The sequence below is a fragment of the Kitasatospora sp. NPDC047058 genome, assembly GCF_040643935.1.
Classification (GTDB): Bacteria; Actinomycetota; Actinomycetes; order Streptomycetales; family Streptomycetaceae; genus Kitasatospora.
Genome location: NZ_JBEYVJ010000803.1, coordinates 1 through 1701, shown reverse-complemented (window position 1 = coordinate 1701; position 1701 = coordinate 1). Strand labels below are relative to the sequence as shown.

3 protein-coding genes are annotated in these 1701 nt (G+C 77.0%); all 3 read right to left on the bottom strand.

What is annotated here, in order from left to right; all coding sequences use genetic code 11:
* On the bottom strand, positions 1–681 hold a 681-nt coding region (locus ABZ885_RS40655), incomplete at its 3' end, for a phosphatase PAP2 family protein (protein WP_360200169.1).
* Complete coding sequence (locus ABZ885_RS40650) at positions 678–1295, bottom strand: phosphatase PAP2 family protein (protein WP_360200167.1); 618 nt, start codon at positions 1293–1295, stop codon at positions 678–680. The genes ABZ885_RS40655 and ABZ885_RS40650, both read right to left, overlap by 4 nt.
* A partial coding sequence (locus ABZ885_RS40645) for a VTT domain-containing protein (RefSeq protein ID WP_360200165.1) occupies positions 1292–1701 on the bottom strand: 410 nt, incomplete at its 5' end. The genes ABZ885_RS40650 and ABZ885_RS40645, both read right to left, overlap by 4 nt.

Genomic DNA, 1701 nt, shown 5'->3' with positions numbered 1-1701 from the left:
GCCGGCGCGCGGACGCGGTGCGGACGCCCAGCGCAGGGCGCGGTCGAGGGCGACGGTACCCAGGGCCAGCCAGGCGGCGGCGAGGAGCCACCCGCCGAACACGTCGAGGGGCCAGTGGACGCCCAGGTAGACGCGGCTGGTGCCGATCGCCGCCGCGAACACGGCCGCGCCGGCCACCACCCACCGGGTGAGCGCCGGACGCGCCCGGGCCACCGCCAGTGCGACGAGTCCGGCGCAGACGGCCGAGGTGAACGTGTGCCCCGAGGGGAAGGCGAAGCCCGACGCGGACACCGCCCGGTAGACGCCGGGCGGGCGGGGACGGCCGAAACCGTGCATCAGACCCTGGCGCAGGAGCTGCCCGACGGCCAGCCACGCGAGCGGCGCCAGTGCCACCACGACGGCGCGGCGCCGGTCCCGCGGGCGGGGGACCGCACCGAGGCACACCGCACCGGCCGCGAACGCCAGGACGTACGGGGCGACGCCGGTGCCGAACCAGGTCACCACCACGCCCGCCTGCCGGGCCTCCGGCGGCCGGTGCGCGGCACTGCGGGAGAGCGCCCACGTCTCGAACCCGAACGGCGACCACCCCCGGGCCGCCAGGACGACGGCGAGCACGGCGAAGAGCACGGCGAACAGGCCGGCCGCCGCCATCGCGGTGATCCGCACGCCGCGGGTGCTCATGCGACCAGCCACCGGCGCAGAGCTCCCCGGCCAAGGCGTTCGACCAGTCCGCGGCCCCGCCCGGCGAGCAGGCCGAGCCCCAGACCGGCGGCGGTGCCGACCACGGCGCCGAGCACCACGTCGTGGGGGTAGTGCACGCCCACCGCCACCCGGGACGCGCCCATGGCCATGGCCAGGACGCCGGCCGCGGCACCGATGCGCCGGTCCACCAGCCACAGCACGGCCGCGCCGGCGAAGACGATGACGGTGTGGTTGCTCGGCAGCGCCCAGTCGCCGGGGCCGGGGCAGGCCTCCAGCGTCGGCCCGGCGGGCAGCACCAGGCAGGGGCGGGGCTCCCGCAACACAGCCTTGAGCAGGGTGTCGGCGGCGAACGCCGCGACCACGCACAGCGGCGCGGCCAGCGCCCGGGCCATGACGGTGCTGTCCGTGCGCCGGGCCCGCCACCACCCCGCGAGCATCAGCACCGCCAGCAGGCCCAGGCCGTCGGCGGAGAAGGCGGCGACGGCCTCCCGCAGCGCTGCGGGAAGCTGCTGGGCCCAGTGGTCGACGCTCAGGTACAGGCCACCGTCGACCGGACGCCCGTCGAAGGCGAGCGCGGTGGAGCCGGCCGTCATCGCGTACCGGCCTGTCGGCGCGAGCGCAGCAGCTCCAGCGCCAGCGGCAGCAGGGACACCACGACCACGGCGGCGACGATCGGCAGCAGGTAGTGGTCGACGTTCGGTACGGAGGACCCGAGCGCGTAGCCGGCGAGGACCAGACCGAACGTCCAGACCAGGCCGCCGACGACCTGCCAGAGGGTGAAGGTACGGGCGTCGACGCCGAGCGCGCCCGCCAGCGGGTTGAGGACGGTGCGCACCACCGGGACGAAGCGGGCCAGGACGACCGCCTTCGCGTGCCCGTAGCGGTGCAGGATCTCCTCCGCCCGCAACGCCCCTGCGTGGAGTCGTCTGCTGCGGGACCGGGCCAGCAGGGCCCGGGCGGCGGGGGCGGCGCGCACGGAGGCGAGCTGCGGAGTGAACA